Source organism: Bradyrhizobium sp. BWA-3-5 (genome assembly GCF_032917985.1).
Lineage (GTDB): Bacteria > Pseudomonadota > Alphaproteobacteria > Rhizobiales > Xanthobacteraceae > Bradyrhizobium.
Genome location: NZ_CP136626.1, coordinates 5,601,651 through 5,622,587, shown reverse-complemented (window position 1 = coordinate 5,622,587; position 20,937 = coordinate 5,601,651). Strand labels below are relative to the sequence as shown.

Here is a 20,937-nt window from a genome sequence, read left to right as displayed (position 1 = left end):
AGCCGGCGCCGACATCGATTACGATTTTTCGAAAGGAACACCATGGCGCAAAATGCAGAACACGTGCTCGATCACTTCGAGCTTTTCCGCGGTCCGGAATACCAGCAAATGCTGGCCAACAAGAAAAAGATGTTCGAAAACCCCCGCGATCCCGAGGAGGTCGAACGCATCCGCGAATGGGCGAAGACGCCCGAATATCGTGAAAAGAACTTTGCGCGGGAAGCGCTGATGGTGAACCCGGCCAAGGCCTGCCAACCGCTCGGCGCGGTGTTCGCCTCCGTTGGCTTCGAGGGAACGCTGCCCTTCGTGCACGGCTCGCAGGGCTGCGTCGCCTATTACCGTAGCCATCTGTCGCGGCACTTCAAGGAGCCGAGCTCCTGCGTCTCCTCGTCGATGACGGAAGATGCTGCGGTGTTCGGCGGCCTGAACAACATGATCGACGGGCTCGCCAACAGCTACAACATATACAAGCCCAGGATGATCGCCGTCTCCACCACCTGCATGGCAGAGGTGATCGGTGACGACCTCAACGCCTTCATCAAAACGTCCAAGGAAAAAGGCTCGGTTCCAGCGGAGTTCGATGTGCCGTTCGCGCACACGCCGGCCTTTGTGGGCAGCCACGTCACGGGTTATGACAATGCACTCAAGGGCATCCTAGAGCATTTCTGGGACGGCAAGGCCGGAACAATGCCCAAACTTGAGCGGGCGGCCAACGATAAGATCAACTTCATCGGCGGCTTTGACGGCTACACCGTCGGCAATCTCCGCGAGATCAAACGCATCTTCGGACAGATCCATGCGTTGTCGAAGCCATGTTGCCGTTCTTCACCGAGCAGTTCGGCAATGCCTCCTCCACTCATGCCTTCGGGAACAAGGTCGCGGACGCTGTGATGAAGGCGCGCCGCAGCCTGAAGGCATTGTTAGGGGTTGCCTACGATCATGAGATCGTCTTCACCTCCGGCGGTACCGAATCTAACAACGCCGCCATTCTCTCTGCGCTTGTGACCCAGCAGGGGCGGGACGAGATCGTCACCACCTCCGTCGAGCACCAGGCGATCCTGACGCTGGTCAAACAGTTGGCGACCAGGGGTGTCAAGACCCATCTGATCCCGGTGGATTCGTGCGGCCGGCTTGATGTTGAGGCTTTTCGCTGGGCGCTCGGACCACGCACAGCGATAGCGTCGGTCATGTGGGCCAACAACGAGACCGGAACCATTTTTCCGGTGGAAGCTCTGGCCAAGATGGCGCACGCGTCCGGCGCGCTATTTCATACCGATGCGGTGCAGGCCGTAGGCAGGGTGCCGATCGACTTGAAGCTCAGTGATATCGACATGCTGTCGATGTCCGCGCACAAGCTGCACGGCCCCAAGGGAGTTGGCGCGCTTTATTTGCGCAAAGGCACAAAATTCAGGCCGTTGATCTGGGGCGGAGGACAGGAACGACAGCGCCGCGGCGGAACCGAGAACGTTCCCGGCATCGTCGGTCTTAGTAAAGCTGCAAAGCTTGCTTCAGAGCGCCTTGAGTGGGAGCGCGTTCGCGTTGGTGCGTTGCGCGATCGGCTGGAACAAGCGACGTTGCAGAACGGCCACTGCATGGTCCTCGGCGATGTCAGCAGCCGGCTGCCGAACACGGCCAATATCGCCTTCGAGCATCTCGAAGGCGAAGCTATCGCCCATCATCTCAATAAGGCCGGGATTGCCGTTTCGCTCGGATCAGCGTGCAGCTCCGGCTCAATAGAGCCATCTCACGTGCTGCGCGCCATGAATGTGCCGGCTAACAGCCTACGCGGCGCCGTGCGCTTTTCGCTGTCGCATGAAACCACTGTCGAAGAGGTAGATCGGGTCGTCCGCACTCTGTCCGACATCGTAGCTCACCTGCGCTCCATGTCTCGGGAGCACGCCAATCCCGCCAGCGATCCGTCCGATTCACGGAGTTGATTGATGAAAGTCATGATCCGCCGCTCTGCGGAGGCTGGCCTGTCGATTTACGTGCCGAAAAAAGACCTTGAAGAGCCGATCGTGGAATCCGAGCATGAGACGCTGTGGGGCGGTTGGATCAGAATAGCTAATGGTTGGGTCCTCGATCTGCCCAACATGCCGAGCGACACGCCGTTGCCGATCACCATCAATGCCAGGAAGCGTGGCGAGAACGCAGACGAGCGATGAAGGCGATCCGGAAAATCGATTTTGTAAATGCGGCGGATGCTGAGGCGATTCTCGCTGACGTGGCAGCCAGGCTGCGTGCCGGCAGCATCGTTCCCTATCTCGGTCCTGGCGTCGCCGAGTTGTCCAAGCCCTCTGTGCCGATGACGCCCGAAGCCCTGGCTGCCTTTTTCGCCAGTAAGGTCGCGCTGCCGCGCCGGGCAAAGGGCAATCTCTGGGCATCAGCACAGTACATCGAGAGCAATAAGCATCGGTCCACAGTGACGGCATTGATGGCGCAGGCCTTTGCGGCACCAGTCGAGCCGACGCCGCTGCACTATCATCTCGCCTTACTGTCCCTGCCTGTCGTCGTCGACGCTTGGTATGACGGCGCGATGCGTGCGGCCCTTCAAAAGCACGAGGGTTGGGGCGAGGTGCAGGGCGTCACCCGCGCAGGCTTGGGCGAAGATCACTGGTATCGGTTCTATGATGCAGAAGGCAAAGAGGTCGATCGCGCTGCGGCTGGCAGTTGGACGACAGTCCTCTACAAACCGCATGGCGGGGCGCTGCCCGCAGAGAACTTCTTGGTCTCCGATGCAGATTATGTCGAGGTGCTGACCGAGATCGATATTCAGACGCCGATTCCTGAAATTGTCAAGGAGCGACGGACCGGGCGGAGCTTCCTTTTCATCGGCTGTCAGTTCAACGACCAGCTGTTACGCATTTATGCGCGGCAGATCAGCAAGCGCTCAGCCAATGGCCATTACGCAATCGTGGAGCCGGACGCGCTCTCGCGCAACGAGCTGCGCTTCCTGGCCGAGCAACGCCTCATGCCGCTCGCGATTGCGCTTCCGCGCGCGGTCGAGATCTTGATCTCTGCCTGACGGGAGTTGCCTTCGAGCTTTCAGCAGAGCTTGCGTACTGTAAGACGCCAGTGTCGTTTGAGCGTTGATGTGCGCCCGATCGTATTCCATGTCGGTACCGCCTTCTGTCACCTTTCCAACAACTTAGAAAGATCGCGTGCGGGACGCTATCTCTAACATACTGACACCGCGCAGAAATTGCAAAGACGCTGTTAATGGCACGCGAGTTGCTAGTTCTCGCTTGAAGTTTCCGCCTGCAGAGAGAATGGCAAATGGACGTGCCGGAATGTAATGAAGCAAGCTCCTTGGGAGGCGGCGCTGATATGGCCGAGATCATGCAGCCCCACTCCGAGCAAAAGGGCTGCTGCACCTCGGGCGGCAGGAGCAAGGCGAGCTGCGGGTCTCAGGCCCGCCAAGGCGACCTGCCGACCGCGATATGGGAAAAGGTGAAGAACCATCCCTGCTACAGCGAAGAGGCGCACCACCATTACGCCCGCATGCATGTCGCAGTCGCACCAGCCTGCAATATCCAATGCAATTATTGCAATCGTAAGTATGACTGCGCCAATGAATCGCGCCCTGGCGTGGTGAGCGAGAAGCTCACCCCTGAGCAGGCGGCAAAAAAAGTGCTCGCCGTTGCTTCCACCATTCCGCAGATGACCGTCCTTGGCATCGCCGGCCCCGGCGATCCCCTGGCCAATCCGGAAAAAACATTCAGGACGTTCGAGCTGGTGGCCAAAGCCGCGCCGGACATCAAGCCATGCCTGTCGACCAACGGGCTGGCCTTGCCCGATCACGTCGATACTATCGCCCATTTGAACATTGACCACGTGACCATCACCATCAACATGATTGATCCCGAAATAGGCGCCAAGATCTACCCTTGGATTTTCTACAGCCACAAGCGCTACACGGGCGTCGAAGCCGCAAAGATACTGACCGATCGACAGCTGCAAGGCCTCGAGATGCTCACGGAGCGGGGCATCCTGTGCAAGATCAATTCGGTCATGATCCCGGGCATCAACGACAAGCACCTGATCGACGTTAACAAGGCCGTGAAATCGCGGGGTGCATTTCTGCACAACATCATGCCGCTGATCTCCGCGCCCGAGCACGGGACGGTATTCGGTCTCAACGCCCAGCGCGGCCCGACGGCGCAGGAACTGAAGGCGCTGCAGGACGCTTGTGAAGGGGAGATGAACATGATGCGGCATTGCCGCCAGTGTCGCGCCGATGCTGTCGGCCTGCTTGGCGAGGATCGCGGCGCGGAGTTCACCACGGAGAAGATCATGGCCATGGATGTCAGTTACGATCTCAAGACGCGCAAAGCCTATCAGTCCAAGCTCGAGGAGGAGCGCGTGGCCAAGGTCGCGGCCAATCAGGAGAAACTGGCCGACCTAGCGGGCGAGAAGAGCGATATCCGTCTTCTGGTCGCGGTTGCAACCAAGGGCTCGGGCCTGATTAACGAGCATTTTGGGCATGCCAAGGAATTCCAAGTGTACGAACTCTCAACATCGGGCGCTAAATTCGTCGGCCATCGTCGCGCCGATCCTTATTGCCAGGGCGGTTATGGCGAGGAGGGCAGCCTTGCGAACATCATCCGCGCGATCAATGACTGCCATGCGGTATTAGTGGCCAAGATCGGCGGGTGCCCGAAGAGCGAGCTGATCAAGGCAGGCATCGAGCCGCTTGATCAGTACGCGCACGAGTTCATCGAGAAATCAGCGATCGCCTGGTTCAAGTCTTATCTTGACAAGGTGCAAAGCGGTGAGATCCAGCATGTCGAACGCGGCGCTTTGGCATTCCGGAAGAGCGCGCTGATTTCGGCTGCGTAAGGGAGATATAGATGCCATTCAAGATTATTGCCTCGCAATGCACGAGCTGCTCGGCTTGCGAGCTCGAATGCCCGAATGTCGCGATCTCGGAGAAGGGCGGGACGTTCGTGATTGATCCTAAAAAATGCACCGAATGCATCGGCTATTTCGACGGACCGCAATGTGCGGCGGTTTGTCCGGTCGAGAATACCTGTGTGCTCGACGCTTCATTGCCGCGCTATCAGGCGCGGGCATAAGAGTGTAAGCGTTGTGAATTCCACAGGCAAGGACCCGGGAAAAATTCATGAATTTTGAGGTGCGCGCCAATAGCGCCGCTGATTCAGCCCGCCGGCTGGCCGGGCCGGCGGTTGCTCAGGATTGTCCACCGATATCGGTGTTGCGCCGGCACCGAAGCCCGGTCAGCAAGTCGTCGAGCGCAATGACCTAAAACGTGCTTCACAACGCCGGGGACAGTCGGCAGGTCGTCGGGGTGACGAGTCTCAACCGATACCGCTGCGCAGACCCGCCTGATCTTCCCCGAAGCAGGTGTGCTGCGCGCCACAAAGGCCGCCTATTCCAAGGAGAGAGCTGCCAATGGACCTGGATATAGCAGGCAAGCCGCTGTCCGGGAGCGCGAGGGAACTGATCGCACACACGCCGCTCGGCGAAGGCCTGCTGCGCGAAGCCGAGCGTCATCTGTGGCAGGCCGGGCTCTCCTATCATCTGGACGAGATCGCAGAAAAACACCTGCACCAAGCGCATGCGCTGGCGCCGGGCCACGCCGCCATCCTGATTGGCCTTTACCGTTTCTATCTCTACAAGGGCCGATTGTCGGAGTCGCGGGAGATTGCGCGGCGCTGCATCACCAAGGCCGCGCGTGAAAACGGACTCGCGGACGATTGGCGGCAGGTCAAAGCGGCCGATGCCGCCTTCGGCAGCCACGGAAGCATCCTGCCGCGCTTCTTTCTGTTTTCGCTGAAGGGCTTTGCCTACCTGCAGAGGCGGCTCGGCAATTTGGACGAGGGGCGCGTGGCCACGAAAAAGCTGCTCGAACTCGACCCGACCGACAAGATCGGTGCCAGGGTCCTTCTGGACGTGTGGCGAGGCGCATTGCGGCTGTCGAGTTGGCAGGTCTCATCGAAGATGAAAATGGTATGGTGCGGAAGGTCGCGCGCGGCCGTCTGGCCTGCAAGTCCGCGCGGAAGTGATTCATGAGCAACGTCGTCCGCGACAGTGACGTAGTCGAGCTAAGTGGGCCACCGTTCTTCAACCTTGGCGAAAAGGTACAGGCCAAGCGCACCATTCGCAACGACGGCACCTATGCCGGCAAGGAGATCGGTGACATCCTGGCCAAGAAAGGCGAGGTTGGGTACGTCGTCTCCATCGGGACGTTCCTGCAGCAATTCTACATCTATGGCGTCGAGTATCTTGAAAGCGGAAACCGCGTCGGCATGAAGCGCAAGGAGCTCGATCTGGCGGACGCGCGCGAGGAACCCGACGACCTGCCGTTGCCGGAAGAGATCGCGTCATGATCGAGCCGCGCCTTCCGAAATATCAAATGGGGACAGCGAGTCAGAGCCGCGGTCGACCTCGTTAACGACGGCTCCTTTCCCGATGCGCCGGCTGACGGGCTCTTGGTCGGCGCCGGCGCCATCGGCGAGATCGTGAAAGTCGGCATGCATACCGAAGCGAACTTGCCGATCTATGTTGTAGAGTTTGGTGAGCGGCTGGTCGTCGGTTGTCTTGAAGAAGAGATCACACTGTTTTGAGGGGCTTTCGCGATGAATGCCGCGGTGATGAGAAAGGTAGCAATCAGCTTGATCGCCCACCCGAACGAGCTCGATCGCAAGCGGATCGAGCGTGCCTTGAGCTCGCGCAAACGCTATCGCTATGTCTCGCCGAATGTGAGGCCGGTAAGGAATGGTTACCTAATCGAGAGTCCCTGCTGCTCGGGCAATATCGACAAAGACGGCGGCTTGATTGATGTCGCGCTGATCCATCATGACGCGGTGAGCGCGACATGGAGGCTGTTTCATAAAGATCACGCGCTGGGGCTCTGGGAGTTTCACAGCATCCACAACCGGCTGATCGCGGCGATCGACGAACTGAACACAGATGCCGAGCGAGTGTTCTGGCAATAGCCGCTTTGGAACTGGTCATAAGGAGTCGCGATGGCGCTCGGCACCGACGAACTTATCGAAATCGAACGGCTGCTTGCGGCAGCTGACGTCGATGCAAGCCCGTTCGCCGAGTTGCGGCGCCGCTTTCCACAGCTCGCTTGCACACGCTGTGACGCGTCTGACATGACGGAGGCGCCGTTTCGCAGGTTTTCACGGTTCGACCTGCATCTGATCGATGGCTCTGCCCATTGCGTGCAAATCACAGCCGATCCGGCGCGCGCGACTGGTATCGTGCTGGCGGCAAGAAGTACTCGGCGATGACTAGCGTCGCAATAGCAAAGGATCACGACGCCCACGCGGTCAAGGCGGATGTATCTCTTATTCCGCTCTCCGATCCCGATGTCACCTTCGCCGAGCTCTCCGCCGTGCAAACGCTGCTGTGCTCGCCGCGGATCTCGAACGGGCCGGTGACTGAGGCCTTCGAGAAAGCCTTTGCCGCCTATCTCGGCCGAAAATATGCCGTTGCCGTCCCGAACGGCAGGATCGGGCTTCAGCTTGCGCTAAAGGCCGTCGGCATCGGGCGGGGGCAACGACGTGATCGCCTCACCCTATTCGTTTCGCGAGACGGCGCATGCAATCAGTCTCTCGGGCGCGCGGGCGGTATTTGCCGATGTTGACTATTGGTCGGGAGCGTTGGATCCAGCGAAGGTCGAAGACCGTATCACGGCCAACACGCGGGCGATTGTTGCCGGAAATCCTAATGGCCATCCGGCACCATGGTCGGAGCTGCGCGCGATCGCACAGCGCCATCAGCTGATGCTACTGGAGGATTCGACCGAGGCGATCGGATCGAGATACAACGGCGAACTCGTCGGCCGCTTTGGCGATATCGCGGTGTTCGACTTTGCCCAGCCTCTGGCCCTGACCTGCGGCGAGGGCGGCATGGCGGTGACCGACGATATCAACATAGCCGTCGGCTTGCGTCGCAATCGCGCCCATCGGCTGGATAACCTCTCCTCCTCTGTGGTCAGCAGCGCAGCGCCTTACCAGGTCGGCATGAGCGATCTCACAGCCGCGTTGGGCCTTGCGCAGCTGAAGCGCCTCAATGAAATCCTAGAGCGGCGCCGGCTCATCGAGCAGCTCTACAACGCACATATGTTATCATTCGAGGGTATCAAGCCGCCGTATGTCGGCACCGATGTGACGGTGGACTGGTTCCTCTATCTCGTGCATCTCGGGACGCGCTTCACGCGCTCCAGCCGCGATGCCATTGTCGATGATCTGTGCATCGCGCAGGTCGAGGCCGCCGCGTACTGCCATCCGATGCATTTGCAGCGTTACTATTTTGAGCTTGGCTATCGCTACGGCGATTTCTTGGTCACGGAAAAGATCGCCGATCGCGCCGTGGCGCTACCGTTTCACAGCCATCTCACTGACAACCAGATCGAGTTCATCGTGGAGACGACGAAGGACGCGTCCATAAACGTCGGGGCAGGTGACGGAAGCAAGGTCCTTGTCGACGGGATAACAACTGCCAACAATCTTGGCCTTACCAACGCAGTTCCGGCCAAGGTAATTGTATGGACGGACTGAAGAAACTGACCATGCGCATGTCAATGCGCGGCTTCACTCGCCTGACCAATGCGTTCTCCAAGAAGTTTGAGAACAACTGCCACGCGCTGGCGCTCTTTTTCGTGTTCTACAGCTTCTGCCGCGTCTTAAAGACTTTTGGCGCTACGCCTGCAATGGCTGCGGGACTTGTGGATAAGGTTTTAAAAATGTCGGTCGTGGTTGCGCCGATCGACGCGGCCAATCCGGTCCCTATAGTTCGCGGCCCTTAAAAAAACGGGCTATCGCTGCCGAATTCTGATTCGATCCGACGCAAGCACAAATTGCGTCGATCCAACATGTTTATTTTTCCTGAGCGCAATGACCCTATTGTCGCTCGCGGAAGGATCGCGTCGAGTTCGATCCCGTCGAGCTGAAGCTCCAGGGGCCCCCGTTCCGGACGACGAAGCTGCGCGGCAATTTCGGACCTTGCGCGATAGCTCGCCAGACGCCTGGGGACGCAAGCTCATCGAGACTCGCCTGGGCAATCCGTCGCCGACCGAAGTACAATATCTACTCAACTCGCCAGACGATCGCGCTGGCGCGCTCGGCTTCGGTCTGAACGTTCAACCGCCGGCATCGGTTCGCAAGTTCAACAAACGCTCGATTTGGCACGCTTGATCGCGCTTGCGGACCAGATCGTCGCCGCCGAGAAGGACCCAAAGGCGCCGGCACCTGCTGGCTCCGACGCCGAACAGGCTGAGGCGCTCATGCGCGCCGGTACGTCCATGGGCGGTGCGCGGCCGAAAGCCACGGTCGAGGACGAAGGCGCGCTCTGGCTGGCGAAATTCCCTCATCGCGATGACAGATGGAATAATCCGCGTGTAGAACACGCCATGCTCACCCTAGCTCGCGAGTGCAGCATCTCTTGTGCCGAAAGCCGGATGACGACCATCGCAGATAAGGACGTACTTCTGGTGAAGCCGTTCGACCGCCACAAGGCCGAGACGGGGTATCTGCGCAGCAGGATGGTGAGCGCACTTACGCTGCTTGATGCGGACGATACCCAGGAGACCGCCGACAAGCGCCAGAAATGGTCCTACTTGCTTCTTGCCGACGAAATACGGCGAGCTACATCGGGGAGTCAGACCAAGGATCTGCCCGAGCTCTTCCGTCGGGGTATGCTTCAACGCACTCATCTCCAACACCGACGATCATCCGCGCAACCATGCGATCCTAGCTAAGGACCATGCTTGGTCGCTGTCGCCAGCTTATGACCTTACTCCGAACCCGATGATCGCGCTGGAACGCCGCGACCTCGCCATGGCGTTCGGCGATTGGGGTCGATACGCCAACCGGACCAATCTGCTGTCTCGGTGCGAGCGCTTTCTACTCTCTAAGGATCAGGCCGCGGCCATCGTCGATGGCCTGCTATCAACGATCAGCTCATCCTGGTACGCGGTCTGTCGGCAGGCGGGAGTCAGCGAACGCGATTGCGAACTCATCCGCAGCGCTTTCGTGTACGAGGGATTCGAATACGACTTGAATGATCCGACGATCGTAACCGACGACCCGGAGGAGTTGCCGACGATGCGCGCCCGCTAGACTAGACAGCGCGGAAGTGCATCTTGGCCGAACTCCAGGGCGTCTTGCCTTGGCCCGGGCCAAGCGACCGCTGCGGTGGCATATCGCCTCGGCGGGATGGATCTCACGGTCCTCCGCCAATGGCGTGGCGCTGGCAATCATCACCACGACCAGCTTGCCATCCCTGGCATGCCGATTGCCCCGCGGCGGCAACGGCGACGCCCTTGGCATAGGGCTCCTCTGGTGTCGCCAGCTCATGGGTTTCGATGTCATCATAGCATGAATTGCAGGGCCGCGCAGTGATCTCGTCATGATCAAATCACGAACACCCGTCGCCGGTCCACGGCCTTCGATGTTTCGACATCGATCTGCATTGTCGCTCTCCTGAAAATCGCGCCGGAGGGGCAGCTTACAAAAGTCGGTTGGCAACGTGCGTTCCGCGGACGGACTGAAATCGCCTACGGCGCGGGTCTCCTGCCGGTTGGAGCGCTTGTTCGCTTCCTGACAACGGCAGAGCTGCTGTCACTTTCAAGCCAGCTGACGCCTATGGCTGGGCCGTATTTTTCAAAGCCTAATCAGAAGGTTAAGCAGCACGGACAGTGCTGGCATGACGGTTGCTATGAGCTTGCCGCAACACTGAGTGAGGGCTGAGTGCACGCCGACGCGCAAAAGACGAGCGATGCTCTCCTTCCCTTGAGCCCGTGTGCACAAGCTCGCGCGCACTTCGCGCAATCTTTGGCAATCGGTTGATGGAGAGTAGCATGGCTTCACTGAGACAAATCGCATTCTACGGCAAGGGTGGCATCGGCAAGTCGACCACCTCGCAGAACACGCTGGCGGCGCTGGCCGAGATGGGCCACAAGATCCTGATCGTCGGCTGCGATCCCAAGGCAGACTCGACCCGCCTGATCCTGCACGCCAAGGCGCAGGACACGATTCTAAGCCTGGCTGCGAACGCTGGCAGCGTCGAAGACCTCGAAATCGAGGACGTCATGAAGATCGGTTACAAGGACATCCGCTGTGTGGAGTCGGGTGGCCCGGAGCCGGGTGTGGGGTGCGCCGGTCGCGGCGTCATCACCTCGATCAACTTCCTGGAAGAGAATGGCGCCTATGAGGATATCGACTACGTCTCCTACGACGTGCTCGGCGATGTCGTCTGCGGCGGCTTTGCGATGCCTATCCGCGAGAACAAGGCGCAGGAGATTTACATCGTGATGTCCGGTGAGATGATGGCAATGTATGCCGCCAACAACATCTCCAAGGGCATTCTGAAATATGCCAACTCCGGCGGCGTGCGGCTCGGCGGCCTGATCTGCAACGAGCGGCAGACCGACAAGGAGCTGGAGCTGGCGGAGGCGCTGGCCAAGAAGCTCGGCACGCAGCTGATCTATTTCGTGCCGCGCGACAATGTCGTACAGCACGCGGAGCTGCGCCGCATGACCGTGCTGGAGTATGCGTCGGACTCCCAGCAGGCAGATCACTATCGCAATCTCGCGACCAGGATTCACAACAATGGTGGCAAGGGCATCATCCCGACCCCGATCTCCATGGACGAGCTCGAGGACATGTTGATGGAGCACGGCATCATGAAGCCGGTCGACGAGTCCATCGTCGGCAAGACCGCCGCCGAACTCGCTGCTTCGTAAAGAGTGCGCGAATGAATGCCGGCTTCCCCGATTCTCGGGGAGGCCGGCGTTCTGGCGAGATTTGAGGGCCACCACAGTATCCGCCGAAGCACGCTTGAGCGTAGTGGGGTCGTGAAGCCATGTTCGAAGCACAATCAGTCCGATGAATATCACCACAGTGACGAACGCGAGCGGCGCGTCGCGTACGGGAATTGCGACCTATCGCCTGCTCGCAGGTTGCCATCCCGCAGACGCTGACATCAGTAGCGACAGCGATTTCGATCGCCACGTGCTCGCGTCCATTCTGGCCACCGCTGCGATGGAGGGGGGGCGGATTTCTGACAGGGCCGGCCTGTCCGGCGACGAGCTCGTCGCATTGTTGGAGCAGCACTTCCCCTCGTTTCGGATCAAACCCGAGGAGCTGCATTTGCATTTCACGTGCGATGAGAACGATGAGGTCGCAATGTTGCGTGATCTCCTGCTCGCGCAACGGTCGACCGACGGCGACACCGGTCGCTGGCTGGCTGCGATGATCGCGCGTCGCGCCATCGAGCCAAATCACCTATGGGAAGATCTCGGATTGCGCGATCGTGGCGAAGTCTCCCGACTTTTAAGCCGTCATTTCGCGCCGCTCGCCGCGCGCAATATCAACAATATGCGCTGGAAGCGCTTCTTTTATCGCACCCTGTGCGAGGACGATGGCCTCGTGATGTGCACGACGCCGGTGTGCACGCAATGTAACGACTTCAACGTCTGCTTTGGCGATGAGAGCGGTGAGAGCCGGATGGCCGAGCGCCGGCGAGACGCTCTGTTGCCGGCGGCTGCACTAGCTGAGTCGCGCCGGACAGATCGTCCGTTGGCGAGCGTTTCGGTCGATGACCACGCGGGTCCTGCGGGGTTTGCGGGGGATTAAGGTGGACGCGGCTGAGGCCGATTTTGGCGGGCTAGGCCCCAAGGCCGGCTGCAAGGATCTCCTGCTCAAGGCCGGGCTGCGGCCGACGCGCCAGCGCGTGATCTTAAGCAAGCTGTTGTTTGCCGGGGGCACCCGGCATGTTACAGCAGAGATGCTGTTTACCGAGGCGCGCGCCGCCGGCTTTCCGATCTCGCTGGCTACCGCCTACAACGCATTGAAGCAGTTCACGCAAGCGGGCCTGTTGCGCCAGATTCCTCCAAACGGGGTACGATCATTTTTCGACACCAACACCACGCCGCATCCGCATTACTATCTGCACGGAGAGGATACCCTGCTCGATATTCCCGCAGCCGATCTTCTGCTTGCGAGTGCGCCTGAGGCGCTGCCGGGCCACGAAGTCTCCGGCGTCGATCTGATCATTCATCTGCGCCGCACGCCGAGTTGATCCGAACCTATCGCGCCGAGAAGTAAGCCGGCCCGCCGCTTTGCGACGCTGTCGCGTTTGCGACATTAGGTCTGCTACAAAAAATTCAGCTTTATGAGTGAGTTAGGTCGACTGCTGACGTGGCACGCGGGTTGCTGATGCCTTCATTGACTAAGGTCAACAAGGAGCCGCCATGATCGCCGCCGCCGCTACGAAACCTCCATGGTCCGACACGGCTCGGACCAAGCCGATCGTGCTCAATGACACGACGCTGCGCGATGGCGAGCAGGCGCCGGGCGTCGCCTTCAAGGCAGCCGAAAAGGTGGCCATCGCGCAGGCACTGGCAAGGGCTGGCGTCACCGAGATTGAGGCGGGGACACCCGCCATGGGCCATGAGGAGATCGCCGCCATCCGCGCCATTGTCGAGGCCGATCTGCCGCTTACCACCATCGGCTGGTGCCGGATGCGTGAAGCCGATATCGACGCAGCCATCGAGGCCAAGGTATCCATGGTCAATGTGTCGATCCCGGCCTCTGACCTGCAGATTGCCGCCAAGCTTGGCGGTGACCGCGATGTGGCGGTGGAACAGGTGAAGCGGGTGGTCGGGTATGCCCGCGAGCGGGGGCTTGAGGTCGCTGTTGGTGGCGAGGACTCCTCCCGCGCCGATGTCAATTTTCTCATCACTCTGATCGCAACTGCAAAGGCTGCGGGCGCGCGGCGCTTTCGCATCGCCGATACGCTCAGCGTGCTTGATCCCGACTCAGCCTCCGCGCTGATCGCGCGTCTGCGCGCGAAGACCGATCTCGAGCTCGAATTTCACGGCCATGACGATCTTGGGCTCGCGACCGCAAATACGCTCGCCGCCATCAAGGGCGGCGCGAGCCACGCCTCGGTGACTGTCATCGGGCTAGGCGAGCGCGCAGGAAATGCGCCACTGGAGGAAGTCGCGGTTGCGCTCAAACAGCTCTACGGGCACGACACCGGCATCGTGCTGTCGGAACTCGAGAAGGTCGCTGCAGTCGTCGCAGCCGCGGCTACACGCGCGATTCCTCTGAACAAAGCGATCGTTGGCGAGCATGTGTTCACTCATGAGTCCGGCATTCATGTGGATGGCTTGTTGAAGGATCAACGCACCTATCAATCGCTCGACCCGCAATTGCTCGGCCGCTCCAATCGTATCGTGATCGGTAAGCATTCGGGGCTGTCGGCGATCACCTCGCTGCTTAAGGAATTGCAGCTCGCCGTCAGCGCAGAAGAGGCGAAGCGGATCCTGTCTCGGGTGCGCGAACATGCCGTCGAGTACAAGAGGCCGGTGCCGCGCGAGACCGTGGCGGCGATTTGGCGCGATGTTTGCGAACGATCATTGACCGACTGCGGTGAGGGCCATGTCCAGCATCGTTAACCCCGATCGCGTCGCAGTAACTCCCGCATGGCGAAAGCCCTCGCTGCTCGTGCTTGGTTCTGTGTTTCTGCGCAATCGCGCGGCGTGCAACCAGCTCGAGACCTTGCTGACCTACCGCAGCATCCATGCTGTGATCTGCTATTTCCTCGCGAGACGCCTCTGGACAGCCGGCTGGCGGTTTCCGGCGCGGCTGTTGTCCTGGTTCGGCGGCTTCCTGGCTCATATCGACATCCATTTCGGCGCGACCATGGGTCGTTTCTTCATCGATCGTGGAGCCTGTCGTGCTAGGCGAGACTGCCAAAGTAGGGAGAGCTCAATGCTCTATTACGACATCCCGCTTGGCGGCGTCATTGTCGCACGAGCAAGTGCCATCCTACCGCGGAGGACTGGGAATTGGTCGGTGACGGAGCAAAGATCCTCGGTCCGATCACCCTCGGGTTCGACGCGCGCATTGGGAAGACATCCGGTTATCATCGAGAGCACCCCGTCCGACATCACTCTGGTCGGCATTCCGGCGCGCGCGTGCGGTCGCAGCGGAGCCATCGCCGCTTTATCGGCCATATCGGCCTTGACCACCATCTGATGCTGTTCCGCTCAGCAAGGCGATCGCTGTCCTGCTCGACCGGTCGAGTTTTTAGGAGACGCGTTTGGGCCATATGCAGCGCCAGCGTCGCAAGGTGGGCTGCCGCGAAACGACCAGCTTATCCCGCGTCAAGAGCACGGGCCGGCGGCCTAACCCAAGGAGATTTTCGATGAGCGACACACAATCGGCTGCCGGCATCCTCTATCGGCTCAACAAGGCCTGCTCGGCGGAGGATTTTTTTGCCCTTCTCGGGGTCGACTACGACCCTAAAATCGTCAACGTCGCGCGCCTGCATATCTTGAGGCGCATGGGGCAATATCTCGCCAAGGAACAGTTCGCAGGTGCGGCGGAGGCAGAGGTGACGGCGCGGTGCAAGTCGGTATTGGAGCAGGCCTATGCCGATTTCGTGGCGTCGTCACCGATCGAACAGCGCGTGTTCAAGGTTTTGCAGGATGCGGTCGCGGAGCCGAAGAAGCAGGCGGCTTTCGTGCCATTGAGTGCGCTGAAGTAACCTCGTGCATCACTTCAGTGCAGTTTGCCCATGTCGGATCAGCGCGTTGCGCCGCCAAACTCATAACTGAGATCAACTCTGTCGCCTTCCCGACGTATGTCGAACCTGAAACCGTCGGCGATGCTAACTGCCAGTTTATCATCCTCTCTCAACGCGTTGGTTTTTCAACCATTTTTGATGGCGCCGCAATTGGTACAACACTTGCTGTTCTCCGGCCAAGTCCGTCGTCTACGCAGACCCGACCGAATGTCGCTGTCCGAGATGAAATTTGGAGAAAGACCAATGATGTTGTCGTTACTGCTCGCAGCTCGCGCCGGAATCATCTTGTGGGTCACGTTCGCAATAATGCCGCTCGAAATTGCCTTTGACGCCATCGAGGATGTGATTGACCGGGAGATGGCCGCCAATGGGTAACTCGCGTGTGCACCGTACCTCTGGAGAAGGCATGCACAGCGTCGCTTGCGTCAAGCAGATCCCAGGCTCCGCGCAGATCCGCGTGCACCTCGTGAGCAACACGATCATGCGGCAGGTGTGCCGACCATCATCAACGCCTGTGACCCGTTCGCGATGCAAGCCGCGTTCGAGTTGCTTGACAGGTTTGGCGGTGAGATCACCGTGCTCACGATGGGCCCACCATCGGCAAAGGATCCCCTGCGCAAGGCGTACCTTCGGTGCCGATCGTCCGGTTCTGCTCAATGACCACTTCTTTGTCGGCGCCGACACGCTGGCCACGACTTACGCGTTCGCGTCCGCGATCCGGACAATCCGTGGTGCGTTTGGCTCGCCCGATATCATCTTCGCCGGCAAGCAGAGCATCGACGGTGACACCGCTAAGGTATTAGCCTGGCATAGCCAGGAAGCCAGGCCTGTTGCAGTTCACTCTGGTCGTCGAAATCGCCGTTCTCGATCTCACCTGCCGCACCGTCGAAGCAGACCGCCGCGCCGAAGCCGACGTGCAGATGTTGCGCACAAAGCAGTCCCACCTGATCACCTGCCGGAATCGACGAACCAGATTAGCGGCGGCGTCGATGGCCGACGCCCCGCGCGCCGGTACGGCGCCGGTGGTGAAATCGAGCGCGCAGGAAGCTGGCTTCGAGGATATCTTGAAAGGCGACCTGCACGACTCAGCGACCATCGTCAAACTGGTCTTTGCGCCGTCGCCGCACGCCGCCAAGACGGAGCTGGTGGAAGCCGCAAAGCAGCCGGTAGAGGCGCTGATCGAACCCATCTTCAAACCGGAATCCGGAGTCGAGCTTTGCGGTGCTGGCGCGCTGATTCTAAGGGAGTTTGAGCCATGAGCAATTTCATCAAAGGTCCTACGCCTACCGCCGGCGGCCGGGCAGCAGCTAAGAAAGAATTGCCGGAACACTTCAAGGCCTACAAGCATGTCTGGGTCTTCATCGAGCAGGAGCGAGGTCAGGTGCATTCCGTTTCCTGGGAGCTCATGGGTGCGGGCCGCAAGCTCGCAGACAAGCTGAAGGTCGATCTCGCTGCGGTTGTAGTCGGCCCGGAGGGCGAGGCGGCGCGCAGCGCCGCCATCGAATCCTTCTGCTACGGCGCTGACCTTGTCTATCTCGTGGCCGACAATGTGCTATCGGAGTATCGTAACGAGTCCTACACCAAGGCACTGACCGATCTCGTCAACACCCATAAGCCCGAGATCCTGCTATTGGGCGCCACCACACTCGGTCGCGATCTCGCGGGCTCGGTCGCGACAACGCTACTGACGGGTCTCACCGCCGACTGCACCGGGCTGGACGTCGACGCGGATGGTTCACTTGCGGCCACGCGTCCGACCTTTGGTGGCACGCTACTTTGTACGATCTACACCTTGAATTACCGGCCGCAAATGGCAACCGTCCGCCCACGCGTCATGCCGATGCCCGAGCGCGTCGCACGCGACGCCGCCCGTATCATCATCCATCCGCTTGCTCTCGTCGAAGACGATATCGTCACCAAGGTCCTGTCGTTCATCCCAGACCGGGATTCCGCAAAATCCAACCTCGCTTATGCCGATGTCGTTGTCGCCGGCGGCTTGGGTCTGGGGTCGCTGGAGAATTTTCAGCTGGTGCGGCAGCTCGCCGCCATGATTGGGGCCGAATTTGGCTGCTCGCGACCACTGGTACAGAAGGGCTGGGTCACTTCCGACCGGCAAATCGGACAAACCGGTAAGACCATACGGCCAAAGCTCTACATCGCCGCTGGTATTTCCGGTGCGATCCAGCATCGGGTCGGCGTCGAGGGCGCGGACCTGGTCGTCGCCATCAACACCGACAAGAACGCGCCGATTTTTGACTTCGCCCATATCGGCATCGTGACCGACGCGATCCATTTGCTGCCGGCGCTGACGGCCGCATTTCGTGCGCGGCTGTCGCCGCATTCGCGCGACCGCATTGCGAGCTAGCGCACCAGAAGGAGAGACTCATGATCGAAGAACGATTCGACGCCATCGTCGTTGGCGCCGGCATGGCAGGCAATGCAGCGGCGCTGACCATGGCTAAGTGTGGCATGAAAGTGCTGCAGCTCGAGCGCGGCGAATATTCGGGATCGAAGAACGTGCAGGGCGCGATCCTCTATGCCGATATGCTGGAAAAGCTAATCCCGGACTTTCGCGAGGACGCGCCACTCGAACGTCATCTGGTCGAGCAGCGGTTCTGGATGATGGACGATCGCTCCCATGTCGGTCTGCACTACTGGTCCGACGAGTTCAATGAGCAGCGGCCCAACCGCTACACCATCATCCGCGCGCAGTTCGACAAATGGTTCTCCTCGAAGGTCCGCGAGGCCGGCGCGACGGTGCTGTGCGAGACCACGGTGACCGAACTCGCGCGAGATGCCAACGGCAAGGTCATCGGGGTGCACACGGATCGCGGTGACGGCGAAGTCCATGCGGATGTCGTAGTGCTGGCGGAGGGCGTCAACGGCCTGCTCGGTACTCGTGCGGGTCTGCGCGATCGGCCTAAGCCTGACAAGGTTGCACTCGCGGTGAAGGAAATGCACTTCTTGCCGCGCGAGACCATTGAGGCACGCTTCAATCTCGAAGGCGACGAGGGCGTCGTGATCGAGGCTGCCGGCACCATTTCCCGCGGCATGACTGGGATGGGCTTCATCTATGCTAACAAGGAGTGCATCTCGCTCGGCATCGGCTGCCTCGTCGCCGACTTCCAGCGCACGGGCGAGACGCCCTATGGGCTGCTCGATCGCTTCAAGCGGCATCCGTCTGTGGCGCGGCTGATCAAGGGCTCCGAGGTGAAGGAATATTCGGCGCATCTGATCCCTGAGGGAGGCTACAAGGCGATCCCGCAGCTTTATGGTGAGGGCTGGGTGGTGGTGGGCGATGCCGCGCAGCTCAACAACGCCATTCATCGCGAGGGCTCTAACCTCGCGATGACCTCGGGCCGCATCGCGGCCGAAGCAATCTCGCATGTGAGGTCGCGCCGGGCTCCCATGAGCGCTGAGAATCTCGCGCTCTACAAGAAGATGCTGGACGACTCCTTCGTGATCAAGGATCTGAGGAAATACAAGGATATGCCAACGCTGATGCACACCAATTCGCAAAACTTTTTTCTTACCTATCCGCAGCTTGTCTCAAGAGCGATGCAGAATTTTGTGCGCGTCGACGGCACGCCAAAGGCTGAGAAAGAGAAGGTGACGTTGAAATCTTTTGTCAATGCGCGGTCATGGACAGGTTTGTTCGGCGATGCATTCCGCTTCGCCCGCGCCTGGCGCTGACCAACCAACGTCGAAGCCGAACCTAAGGAGCTGAAAACATGACTGTCGAGCCCTCAATGCGCGTCGAGGATAAGCTGTTCTACAATCGCTATCTCGTCGACGTCGGTCGTCCGCACATCAAGGTACGCGCGCACACCAAGCCATCGCCGCAGCTACTTGCCCTTTTGAAAGCGTGCCCCGCGCGCTGCTATGAGCTGAACGACAAGAGCCAGGTCGAGATCGCCGTCGACGGTTGCATCGAGTGCGGCACCTGCCGCGTCATCGGAGAGCCCACCGGCGACATCGAATGGAGCTATCCGCGTGGGGGATATGGGGTGCTATTCAAGTTTGGGTGAAGGCTGAACGACAGGCAGTGTGTGATTGCCATTAATGAGGCGATCTCGCGGCGGATACAGTTTCGCCGCGCACCGCCTGCGCGAGAGACCGAAATCTAGCAAAAACCGCAACTTGGGGTGAGGGGACGCTTCGCGAACTCAGCGCCTTAGCCCGGCGGATTCTTCTCACGAACGCATCAAACGGGGAAACCGCCGAATGAGGCCTTATCCAGCTTAGGCTCGCGAGCCGTCCGAGGGCTGTATCAAGCCGCGCTTATAGCCAGCGACCACCGTCCGGGCCGGGATCGCTGATGAGGATGGTGCATGGCGAAGATGGAACCGCTTCGCCCCAGACACGACAAGACATGCTGGTTGTAAATGCGACCGCTGTACCGCGCGACTTTCGTAGGGTGACGCCGCAGGTGCATTCATTATGGATAACAAACTCGCGCGATGATGCCGGACTCTCGCCCGCGGCCGTTCGCGCGTGGGCGTTGATCGGCGCGTTAGTCAATCTCGCTTTTGTTGGACTAGTTCTATTCTGCTGCTGAGCCCAGATCTGGCCAACTAGCCTTGACCGCATCCGGTCGCTGACAACATCGTTTGGACAACTTGCGTTTGCTCCACCAAGGAAAAATCGATCGATGTTGAGAAAGAAGAAGTAGTAGTGTCGTGGACGGAGATGCACCAGATATTACAGCACGAAATGCATCAGAGATCCGGTACGCATTTGCGGCCGAGGTTCTATCGCCCGCGGCGCTTACGGCGCGTCTTGGATGAGACCTTCTCACCGCAGAACAAATACGCGCTGTTGTGCTGGCTACCGCGATCGCGACCCGCACCACGGCCTCCTTCCTGCTGCGACCGACATTCAGATTGGTCGCATAGACATGCTGGATGGTGTTGTCGGGATCGACGACGAACGTATAGCGATATGCAACGTCGTCAGGGGAGCGCGCGCCCAGGCCATCGACCAGCCGGGCCGTTGGTGTCGGCAAATTGCCAGATCGGCAGATGGTGCAGATCCTTATGCTGGCGTCGCCAAGCGAGCTTGCAGAACTCGTCGGAGATCACGCCGCCTAGCGTTTGCCGCGGGACACCAATTCAGTCTCACGGTGCCCAGCCGAAAAGACGAGCTCGGCGGTCACGGCCTGACCCGCCAATGTTATTCCTGCAGGGCCCCTCAACTAGCCGTACGGAGGACTACTCCAGGTCGGCGCAACCGAGTTTGCTAGTGCTTGCTCAATCAATTTCCTAACACCTTCCGATCTGCTCATGCCATAGGATCTTGACCAGCGTTCGATCCGTTGAATCAGCTCCTCTGGCGCTCGGAAGGACAGCATAGGGTCCTTACCGGTGGGGG

At 59.9% G+C, this 20,937-nt stretch carries 22 protein-coding genes and 5 pseudogenes; 26 read left to right on the top strand and 1 reads right to left on the bottom strand.

Annotated features, from left to right (window positions below):
* Nucleotides 1–42: 42 nt before the first annotated feature.
* From RX331_RS27105 to RX331_RS26980, 26 genes and pseudogenes are all read left to right on the top strand, one after another.
* Nucleotides 43–786: pseudogene (locus RX331_RS27105) on the top strand (DUF3364 domain-containing protein); the annotation flags it as partial.
* A 26-nt stretch (nt 787–812) separates the two neighbouring features.
* Nucleotides 813–1,937, top strand: a complete 1,125-nt coding sequence (locus tag RX331_RS27100) for an aminotransferase class V-fold PLP-dependent enzyme (protein ID WP_317252755.1) — start codon at nt 813–815, stop codon at nt 1,935–1,937.
* A 3-nt stretch (nt 1,938–1,940) separates the two neighbouring features.
* Nucleotides 1,941–2,165, top strand: coding sequence for a putative nitrogen fixation protein NifT (gene nifT, locus RX331_RS27095; protein ID WP_317252687.1), 225 nt, complete (start codon nt 1,941–1,943; stop codon nt 2,163–2,165).
* Complete coding sequence (locus RX331_RS27090) at nt 2,162–3,025, top strand: SIR2 family protein (RefSeq protein ID WP_317252686.1); 864 nt, start codon at nt 2,162–2,164, stop codon at nt 3,023–3,025. The genes nifT and RX331_RS27090 overlap by 4 nt, the downstream gene beginning before the upstream one ends.
* Nucleotides 3,026–3,327: 302 nt before the next feature.
* Entirely contained in the window at nt 3,328–4,839 is a 1,512-nt protein-coding gene (gene nifB / locus RX331_RS27085; RefSeq protein ID WP_410708019.1) for a nitrogenase cofactor biosynthesis protein NifB, read from the top strand.
* Nucleotides 4,840–4,850: 11 nt separating this feature from the next.
* Entirely contained in the window at nt 4,851–5,075 is a 225-nt protein-coding gene (locus RX331_RS27080; RefSeq protein WP_317252684.1) for a 4Fe-4S binding protein, read from the top strand.
* A 337-nt stretch (nt 5,076–5,412) separates the two neighbouring features.
* Nucleotides 5,413–6,033: a hypothetical protein gene (locus RX331_RS27075; protein WP_317252683.1), complete on the top strand. Its 621-nt coding sequence runs from the start codon at nt 5,413–5,415 to the stop codon at nt 6,031–6,033.
* Entirely contained in the window at nt 6,030–6,350 is a 321-nt protein-coding gene (locus RX331_RS27070; protein ID WP_317252682.1) for a nitrogen fixation protein NifZ, read from the top strand. The genes RX331_RS27075 and RX331_RS27070 overlap by 4 nt, the downstream gene beginning before the upstream one ends.
* A pseudogene (locus RX331_RS27065) lies at nt 6,347–6,587 on the top strand (nitrogen fixation protein NifZ). The gene RX331_RS27070 and the pseudogene RX331_RS27065 overlap by 4 nt, the downstream one beginning before the upstream one ends.
* Before the next feature lie 12 nt (nt 6,588–6,599).
* Nucleotides 6,600–6,959, top strand: coding sequence for a hypothetical protein (locus tag RX331_RS27060; RefSeq protein WP_317252681.1), 360 nt, complete (start codon nt 6,600–6,602; stop codon nt 6,957–6,959).
* A gap of 30 nt (nt 6,960–6,989) precedes the next feature.
* Entirely contained in the window at nt 6,990–7,259 is a 270-nt protein-coding gene (locus tag RX331_RS27055; protein WP_317252680.1) for a DUF6129 family protein, read from the top strand.
* A pseudogene (locus tag RX331_RS27050) lies at nt 7,256–8,435 on the top strand (DegT/DnrJ/EryC1/StrS family aminotransferase); the annotation flags it as partial. The gene RX331_RS27055 and the pseudogene RX331_RS27050, both read left to right, overlap by 4 nt.
* A gap of 83 nt (nt 8,436–8,518) precedes the next feature.
* A complete protein-coding gene (locus RX331_RS27045) occupies nt 8,519–8,779 on the top strand; it encodes a hypothetical protein (RefSeq protein WP_317252679.1) in 261 nt (86 codons plus the stop codon).
* A 384-nt stretch (nt 8,780–9,163) separates the two neighbouring features.
* The gene (locus tag RX331_RS27040) at nt 9,164–9,730 is read left to right on the top strand and encodes a HipA domain-containing protein (protein WP_317252678.1); all 567 of its coding nucleotides are present in this window, start codon (nt 9,164–9,166) and stop codon (nt 9,728–9,730) included.
* A complete protein-coding gene (locus tag RX331_RS27035) occupies nt 9,642–10,091 on the top strand; it encodes a HipA domain-containing protein (protein WP_317258253.1) in 450 nt (149 codons plus the stop codon). Before RX331_RS27040 ends, RX331_RS27035 begins: the two co-directional genes overlap by 89 nt.
* A 740-nt stretch (nt 10,092–10,831) precedes the next feature.
* Nucleotides 10,832–11,716 carry a nitrogenase iron protein gene (gene nifH, locus RX331_RS27030; RefSeq protein ID WP_317252677.1) on the top strand — a complete coding sequence of 295 codons (885 nt, stop codon included), beginning with the start codon at nt 10,832–10,834 and terminating at the stop codon, nt 11,714–11,716.
* Nucleotides 11,717–11,858: 142 nt separating this feature from the next.
* Entirely contained in the window at nt 11,859–12,608 is a 750-nt protein-coding gene (locus RX331_RS27025; protein ID WP_410708018.1) for a nitrogen fixation protein NifQ, read from the top strand.
* Between the two features lies 1 nt (nt 12,609).
* Nucleotides 12,610–13,053, top strand: a complete 444-nt coding sequence (irr, locus tag RX331_RS27020) for a Fur family transcriptional regulator Irr (protein ID WP_317252675.1) — start codon at nt 12,610–12,612, stop codon at nt 13,051–13,053.
* A 172-nt stretch (nt 13,054–13,225) separates the two neighbouring features.
* The gene (gene nifV, locus RX331_RS27015) at nt 13,226–14,434 is read left to right on the top strand and encodes a homocitrate synthase (protein WP_317252674.1); all 1,209 of its coding nucleotides are present in this window, start codon (nt 13,226–13,228) and stop codon (nt 14,432–14,434) included.
* On the top strand, nt 14,418–15,017 hold the full coding sequence (locus RX331_RS27010; RefSeq protein ID WP_317252673.1) for a hypothetical protein: 600 nt from the start codon (nt 14,418–14,420) through the stop codon (nt 15,015–15,017). The genes nifV and RX331_RS27010 overlap by 17 nt, the downstream gene beginning before the upstream one ends.
* Before the next feature lie 169 nt (nt 15,018–15,186).
* Nucleotides 15,187–15,528 carry a nitrogenase stabilizing/protective protein NifW gene (gene nifW, locus RX331_RS27005; protein ID WP_317252672.1) on the top strand — a complete coding sequence of 114 codons (342 nt, stop codon included), beginning with the start codon at nt 15,187–15,189 and terminating at the stop codon, nt 15,526–15,528.
* 96 nt (nt 15,529–15,624) lie between these two features.
* Nucleotides 15,625–15,942, top strand: coding sequence for a hypothetical protein (locus RX331_RS27000; protein WP_317252671.1), 318 nt, complete (start codon nt 15,625–15,627; stop codon nt 15,940–15,942).
* Nucleotides 15,943–15,973: 31 nt separating this feature from the next.
* Nucleotides 15,974–16,826, top strand: a pseudogene (locus tag RX331_RS26995) (electron transfer flavoprotein subunit beta/FixA family protein).
* Complete coding sequence (locus tag RX331_RS26990) at nt 16,823–17,932, top strand: electron transfer flavoprotein subunit alpha/FixB family protein (protein WP_317252670.1); 1,110 nt, start codon at nt 16,823–16,825, stop codon at nt 17,930–17,932. The pseudogene RX331_RS26995 and the gene RX331_RS26990 overlap by 4 nt, the downstream one beginning before the upstream one ends.
* A gap of 20 nt (nt 17,933–17,952) precedes the next feature.
* Nucleotides 17,953–19,260, top strand: a complete 1,308-nt coding sequence (locus tag RX331_RS26985) for an FAD-binding protein (protein ID WP_317252669.1) — start codon at nt 17,953–17,955, stop codon at nt 19,258–19,260.
* A 38-nt stretch (nt 19,261–19,298) separates the two neighbouring features.
* Nucleotides 19,299–19,595 (top strand): ferredoxin family protein, encoded by a 297-nt coding sequence (locus tag RX331_RS26980; RefSeq protein WP_317252668.1) that lies wholly within the window; start codon nt 19,299–19,301, stop codon nt 19,593–19,595.
* 821 nt (nt 19,596–20,416) lie between these two features.
* On the opposite strand, the pseudogene RX331_RS26975 reads toward RX331_RS26980, so the two are convergent.
* Nucleotides 20,417–20,657, bottom strand: a pseudogene (locus RX331_RS26975) (peroxiredoxin); the annotation flags it as partial.
* Nucleotides 20,658–20,937 lie beyond the last annotated feature (280 nt).

What these genes read in the sequence shown, in the direction of transcription:
- RX331_RS27100 (WP_317252755.1), top strand. Translation starts at nt 813, where the DNA reads ATGTTGCCGTTCTTCACCGAGCAGTTCGGCAATGCCTCCTCCACTCAT.
- nifT (WP_317252687.1), top strand. Translation starts at nt 1,941, where the DNA reads ATGAAAGTCATGATCCGCCGCTCTGCGGAGGCTGGCCTGTCGATTTAC.
- RX331_RS27090 (WP_317252686.1), top strand. Translation starts at nt 2,162, where the DNA reads ATGAAGGCGATCCGGAAAATCGATTTTGTAAATGCGGCGGATGCTGAG.
- nifB (WP_410708019.1), top strand. Translation starts at nt 3,328, where the DNA reads ATGGCCGAGATCATGCAGCCCCACTCCGAGCAAAAGGGCTGCTGCACC.
- RX331_RS27080 (WP_317252684.1), top strand. Translation starts at nt 4,851, where the DNA reads ATGCCATTCAAGATTATTGCCTCGCAATGCACGAGCTGCTCGGCTTGC.
- RX331_RS27075 (WP_317252683.1), top strand. Translation starts at nt 5,413, where the DNA reads ATGGACCTGGATATAGCAGGCAAGCCGCTGTCCGGGAGCGCGAGGGAA.
- RX331_RS27070 (WP_317252682.1), top strand. Translation starts at nt 6,030, where the DNA reads ATGAGCAACGTCGTCCGCGACAGTGACGTAGTCGAGCTAAGTGGGCCA.
- RX331_RS27060 (WP_317252681.1), top strand. Translation starts at nt 6,600, where the DNA reads ATGAATGCCGCGGTGATGAGAAAGGTAGCAATCAGCTTGATCGCCCAC.
- RX331_RS27055 (WP_317252680.1), top strand. Translation starts at nt 6,990, where the DNA reads ATGGCGCTCGGCACCGACGAACTTATCGAAATCGAACGGCTGCTTGCG.
- RX331_RS27045 (WP_317252679.1), top strand. Translation starts at nt 8,519, where the DNA reads ATGGACGGACTGAAGAAACTGACCATGCGCATGTCAATGCGCGGCTTC.
- nifH (WP_317252677.1), top strand. Translation starts at nt 10,832, where the DNA reads ATGGCTTCACTGAGACAAATCGCATTCTACGGCAAGGGTGGCATCGGC.
- RX331_RS27025 (WP_410708018.1), top strand. Translation starts at nt 11,859, where the DNA reads ATGAATATCACCACAGTGACGAACGCGAGCGGCGCGTCGCGTACGGGA.
- nifV (WP_317252674.1), top strand. Translation starts at nt 13,226, where the DNA reads ATGATCGCCGCCGCCGCTACGAAACCTCCATGGTCCGACACGGCTCGG.
- RX331_RS27010 (WP_317252673.1), top strand. Translation starts at nt 14,418, where the DNA reads ATGTCCAGCATCGTTAACCCCGATCGCGTCGCAGTAACTCCCGCATGG.
- nifW (WP_317252672.1), top strand. Translation starts at nt 15,187, where the DNA reads ATGAGCGACACACAATCGGCTGCCGGCATCCTCTATCGGCTCAACAAG.
- RX331_RS27000 (WP_317252671.1), top strand. Translation starts at nt 15,625, where the DNA reads ATGTCGAACCTGAAACCGTCGGCGATGCTAACTGCCAGTTTATCATCC.
- RX331_RS26990 (WP_317252670.1), top strand. Translation starts at nt 16,823, where the DNA reads ATGAGCAATTTCATCAAAGGTCCTACGCCTACCGCCGGCGGCCGGGCA.
- RX331_RS26985 (WP_317252669.1), top strand. Translation starts at nt 17,953, where the DNA reads ATGATCGAAGAACGATTCGACGCCATCGTCGTTGGCGCCGGCATGGCA.
- RX331_RS26980 (WP_317252668.1), top strand. Translation starts at nt 19,299, where the DNA reads ATGACTGTCGAGCCCTCAATGCGCGTCGAGGATAAGCTGTTCTACAAT.